General features: G+C 66.0%; 4 protein-coding genes. 3 read left to right on the top strand and 1 reads right to left on the bottom strand.

Annotation, left to right across the window (positions count from 1 at the left end):
* Positions 1–107 precede the first annotated feature (107 nt).
* The 3 genes from G8O24_RS42130 to G8O24_RS42120 are packed head-to-tail and all read left to right on the top strand — an operon-like array spanning position 108 to position 3,869.
* On the top strand, positions 108–1,766 hold the full coding sequence (locus tag G8O24_RS42130) for a TnsB C-terminal domain-containing protein (RefSeq protein WP_188108356.1): 1,659 nt from the start codon (positions 108–110) through the stop codon (positions 1,764–1,766).
* 1 nt (position 1,767) lies between these two features.
* The gene (locus tag G8O24_RS42125; RefSeq protein WP_188108357.1) at positions 1,768–2,646 is read left to right on the top strand and encodes a TniB family NTP-binding protein; all 879 of its coding nucleotides are present in this window, start codon (positions 1,768–1,770) and stop codon (positions 2,644–2,646) included.
* A complete protein-coding gene (locus G8O24_RS42120; RefSeq protein ID WP_188108355.1) occupies positions 2,643–3,869 on the top strand; it encodes a TniQ family protein in 1,227 nt (408 codons plus the stop codon). The genes G8O24_RS42125 and G8O24_RS42120 overlap by 4 nt, the downstream gene beginning before the upstream one ends.
* On the opposite strand, the gene G8O24_RS42115 is transcribed toward G8O24_RS42120, so the two are convergent.
* A complete protein-coding gene (locus G8O24_RS42115; RefSeq protein ID WP_188108354.1) occupies positions 3,778–4,911 on the bottom strand; it encodes an RHE_PE00001 family protein in 1,134 nt (377 codons plus the stop codon). The two genes, G8O24_RS42120 and G8O24_RS42115, sit on opposite strands and share 92 nt — an antisense overlap.
* Between the last annotated feature and the right edge of the window lie 182 nt (positions 4,912–5,093).

Below are 5,093 nucleotides of genomic sequence, written 5' to 3'. Positions count from 1 at the left end.
TGTCGCTTTCACTTCCCAATTTCAGCGGCACAAACCTCATAAGTTGTTTAGGTTTAGGAGCTAAGACGAGCGAAATTTTCCGCTAACGATTTCACTGGTCGCTCGATTTGCCACACCGACCGCAAAACCAAACAACCGTCTCTGTGTCGACGCCGCCTTCGGACCAGGCGTGGCTGGCGGCGCGCCGCGTCGCGCGCGAACTTGACAGAATTCTAGATGAGGCGGGTCCGCATCGAGCGGTGGTCGATCGGGCAGCCGTCGAGCTCCGGCTCTCGACCCGGCAGGTCTACAATTTGCTGGCGCGCTATCGTGTCGATCGGCGGGTGTCGTTGCTATTGCCGCGCACGAATGGCGCGAGGAAGAAGCGGCTTGACCACGAGGTCGAGGAAATCATCGCAGCGACCTTGCGAGCGCAATGGTTAACGCTGGAGGCGCCGCCGCTTGCGCCTGTCGTCGCCGAAATCCGCGCCCGTTGCGAGGAGGCCGGGCTGGCCGCGCCCTCCTACGGCGCCATCGACCGCCGCATTCCGTCGCTGTTCAGCCCTGAGGACATCGCCAAAAAGCGGTCGGCGAATCCGAAGCATCTGCTGCGGCTCAAACCGAGACCGGGATATATCCGCGCGTCGAAGCCGCTCGAGGTTTGTCAGATCGATCACACGCCGACAGACATCCATTTCGTGGAGGTGGTGGAGGGCGAAGGGGTCTTCGTCGGCAGGGCGTACCTGACCCTTGTTGCCGATGTGGCGACGCGTTGCATATTCGGCTTTTGTCTGACCCTCGAAAAGCCGTCGGCGCTGTCCGTCGCCCTATGCCTTGCGCAGGCGATGTGCCCAAAGGAGGCTTGGCTGACTGCGCGCGGCATAGAACACTCCTGGCCGATGTTCGGGCGACCGCGGCTGCTCGTCACCGATTCAGCGAAAGAGTTCAAAGGCCGCGCTTTCCAGCGCGGCTGCGAGGATTATGGCGTCCGCATTCGCTACCGCGATCGTGGCCGCGTCCATGAAGGTGGAGTGGTCGAAAGGTTGCTTGGGAAGCTCAACGCCGTTCTCGCGACGCATCCGGGGTCGACCGGTCGATCCGTGGCGGACCGCGACGGTTATCCCGCGGAGCGGCGCGCTCGCCTGAGCTTCGCCGACCTCGAGCGGTGCGTCGCGCTCGCCGTAATCGACCATAATCTGCAGGTGAATGCGAAGACCTTGAAGGCGCCGGCGGCGGAATGGGCGCGAAACAGCGTTGATCTCGCGCGCTTCGCGGACAATCCGGCGCGGGTCGTGCTGGCGTTCCTGCCCGGGGCGGAGCGGCGCCTCTCGCCGCAGGGCGTCAGCATGTTCGCGTTGGACTATTATTCGCCGTGGCTGGGCGGTCTGGTCCCGCGGCGGGACCGTCTGGGGCGGCTCGAGGTACGATACGATCCCCGCGACATCAGCCACATCTATATCCGGGATCCGGAGACGAGGGAGTTTCGGTCCGTCGGACGGCGCGATGAGCGGCTCACTCCGATGACGCTATGGGAGCACGAAGGCGATCGCGCTCGTCGACGCGCTGCAACCGCGCGATCGGACAGGGAGAAGGTGACGTTGCGGCGTCAAATCGCCGAGATCGTCGACGGATCGAAACCTTCGAAGGTCGATCTGCGCGACGCCGTGCGCAGGACTCACGCGGGAGAGGCCGACAAACCCTATGAGGCCATGCGTCCGTCGCCGCCTACCTCTCCGACCGAACGCCCAGTCCGTGAAAGGCGCCGACTGCCGGTCGAGGATTGGTGAGATGGGCGACCATCTGCTCGATCATGTGCGCCCGTATCTCGACCGCAGCCTGGAGGACCGGATCGCCTATATCCGGGCGCCGCGTTGGATCGGACATCACGGCGCCAAGCAGGCGATCGAGCGCCTGAACGAATTGCTGTCGCGGTCGCCGGGCTTACGCACTCGTGGTCTGATGCTGGTCGGGCCCTACGCCAACGGCAAGACGATGATCGCCGAGCGGTTCGCCGTCGCGCATTTGAAGGCCTCCGAGTCGCAACGGGTGTGGGTGGTCCAAACGCGCGAGGGGGCCGGGCTCGCCCATTTCTACGGAAGCATCCTAAGCGCATTGCGGGCTCCGACGGGCAACAGCCGGGATGTCGGCCGCAAGGCGGAGCAAATCGATCATCTGTTTGACGGCCTGAAGCCCAAAATCCTGATTTTCGACGAATTCCACAATGCGCTGCGCGGCCGATCGCGCGATGTGGAGACTGTGCTGGCGTTTCTGCGACGGATCGGCCGTCAGTTTGACATATCGCCGGTTCTGATCGGAGAGGTGGCGGTGTACGATTTCATCAACGCGACCGATGAAATGGCGAGCCGGTTCGAATTGCTCGCCGTACCACGATGGCGCTACGACGAGGAATTCCTCGCCCTCCTCGACAGTCTCGAGGCCGCCTTGCCGCTCTCGCGCCGTTCCGATTTGTCCGATGAGACACTGGCGCGAGAGATCTTCCGGCTTTCGGAAGGGTTGATTGGCGAGATCGTGGCGATCGTTACGGCGGCGGCGGTCGCTGCAGTGAAGTCCGGCGCGGAGCGGATCACCAAGGCCTCGGTTGACGAGCTGGATTATGTCCCGGTGTCGCGCCGCCGCGGCGCGCGGCTACGCGATGGTCTGCTGTGAGTGGCGAAACGGGATTTGCCATCGCAATCCGCGAACGATACGCCGATGTCGTTGGGGACCGGTGGCCGGCGGCCGTCGACCCGCAGCCCGACGAATTGCTGTCGAGCTGGCTTCATCGCCTCGCGATGGCGAACGGCATTGCGCCGCGCGCTTTCGCTGGTGTGCTCGGGCTTGGCGGCGGGATGTGGTCGCCCCGCCTCGATCTGCGGCTCCCCCACGACCTCGCGGCTTGGCTCGGCGCTCGGACGGGCGTTGCGCCGGAGGTGATTTCGGCGATGGCGATGACGGATGGGGCGTTGGCGCCGCTTTGGCTGCCCTTGCGCGAGACCGCGCGCCAGAACCGTTCGAGTTGGATGCAGTATTGCGCCTTGTGTCTTGCCGACGATCGGGCGCCCTATTTCCGACGGTCCTGGCGGCTCGCATCGCGGATTTCCTGTTTCGCGCATGGCTGCGGCCTGCGCGATCGCTGTCCCGCCTGCCGCGGCGGGATGGCTCCCTTTGCTCAGATAGGTGTGATCCCGCAATATGTCTGCGTGCACTGCGGCTTCGATCTGCGCGGCGGCGCGAAGAGATCGGTCACGGCGGCGGCACGGCGGCTGGAACGGTCGATCGACGATATCTGCAAGGCGGAAATCGCCAAGAGTTCGTCGACGATCCACGAATGGGTCGCGCGCCTGCTGCGTGCGCCCGACGTGGCCGGCGTCGGCTCAGGCCGTCCGCTCGCCAACCTGCCAGCGTCGATGCGCATCCGTTGCTTCGAGCTGCTCGCGCAAAGAGCCGAGAATGGGCTCATCGCCGCTGGGGACGCGGCCGTCGGCCGGCACCGTCGAGTAACCCTGGCCGCAGGCGGCCGTGACGGGTTGATCGCGCGTTTCGTGGATTTCATTGATGAACGTAAGGGAGCGCGACGGTTTGCGCGGGCGCGGCCGCCAGGCCTCGACCTCGCGACTTTGCTTGCGGCCTATGCTCGCGCCGTTGGCGACGGGTCGCGCTCAAAGCATCGGCGCGGCGGACTGCACAACAGCTTGGCGGCCCGATCGGAGGCGTCGCCGCCGACCTCAAGCGTGCGCGTCTCGGCGGCGTCTGCCTCGCGGGATCGCCCGCACGGACGCGGGCTGGCATCTTCCGCGCTTACAAGACGCCCCACGCCCGATATCGTGCGCGGCCCGTCGCCTCGCGCAAGCCCAGTTCGGCGACTAGGTTCTGAGCAGCGCGGGGCGTGATGTCGAGCACTTTGGCGATCATGCCAGCCGAGACCAGCGGCCGCGAGATTACATATTCGATCAGCTCCGGCAGCCGGGAGGTGGAGCGTCGGCCGTCGAGTTTTCGGATGAGCAGCGTGCGGGCGAGGAGCCAGCGGTCGTGCTGCTTCAGGCCCTCTTCGGCCGCCGCGGCGATCGCCTCAAGCTCAGCGACGAGGCGCGTGGAGGCGTCGCGGCTTCGGCGCCGTTCGCGCGGGACGGCCTTCGCGCCTTCGGCGAGACACGGCAGGTGCCTGCGGGCTTTTTCGCGCTCGCGCAGCAGCGCGGCGCTGAGCAGCCGGCCGAGGCCGGTTGCGCGCTGCAGCGGCTCAATCGCGCTCCAGGCTTCGCCAACGATGGCGGCCGCCAAAGTGGGAGGCAACTGGCTGGTGCGGTCGACGGTTGCGCGCCATTCGGCGAGGCGTGCGTCCTCGTCCCAGTCGAGATCGTAGACGAGCGGATCGCGTTCACCCGCGTTCGCCACTGAGAATCTCCGTTCGTCGGCGAGGGTTTGGTCGGCCCGGTGAATCGCCGCGTCAACGGAAGCGAACAATTCGGCGAACTCGTCGTCCTCCGCGAGCGCGGGCTTCAACATTGGCTCTTCGCGGTCGCCGACGTCGTGGGGCTCGGCCGAATCCGCGCGATCCTCTGCCGCGTCCGCCTCTCCTGCCCTGCCCCGCAGCGCGGCGAGGCCGGCGGGCGACAAAGCCCAACCGGGCGCGGCCTCGGCGATGCGCCGGCGCGTGCGGAGCACAGTGTGTGCGCGCGTGAGTTCGTGGGTTGGGGCGCGGATGTCCATGCCGGCGTCGTGCAGGACTAGGTCCTCGAGATGGACGAGCTCGCCGTCGAGCCAGAGCGCAGCGGCGGCGTCGGCGAAGTGGGTTCGCGCGATCCAGCCATCGCGAATTGGGCTCGTTCGCAGCCGCTCGTCGAGCCGCGCCAACGCGTCTTCGGCGTGCGTCAGCGGACGCGCGAGCTCGCGCCACGGCAGCGGATCGGGAAGGCGGCCGCTCAAGGGGGGCATCGCGAGGCCGGTTTGGAAACAAGAGGATCGTTCATGACTGCCTTTCCGCAAGTCCCGGGAGCTGGGCCTTGAAAGCCAGATAGATCAGGGTGTTGTCAGACCCCGCTGAAATCGCTGGCAGAAAAACGGGTGGCAATTTTCCGCTAAGCGTTGCAAATTGAAATCGGTAACGGAAAGCGACA

Source organism: Bradyrhizobium campsiandrae, from assembly GCF_014529705.1.
Classification (GTDB): Bacteria; Pseudomonadota; Alphaproteobacteria; order Rhizobiales; family Xanthobacteraceae; genus Bradyrhizobium; species Bradyrhizobium campsiandrae.
This window is presented reverse-complemented; position numbering and strand designations above follow the sequence as displayed.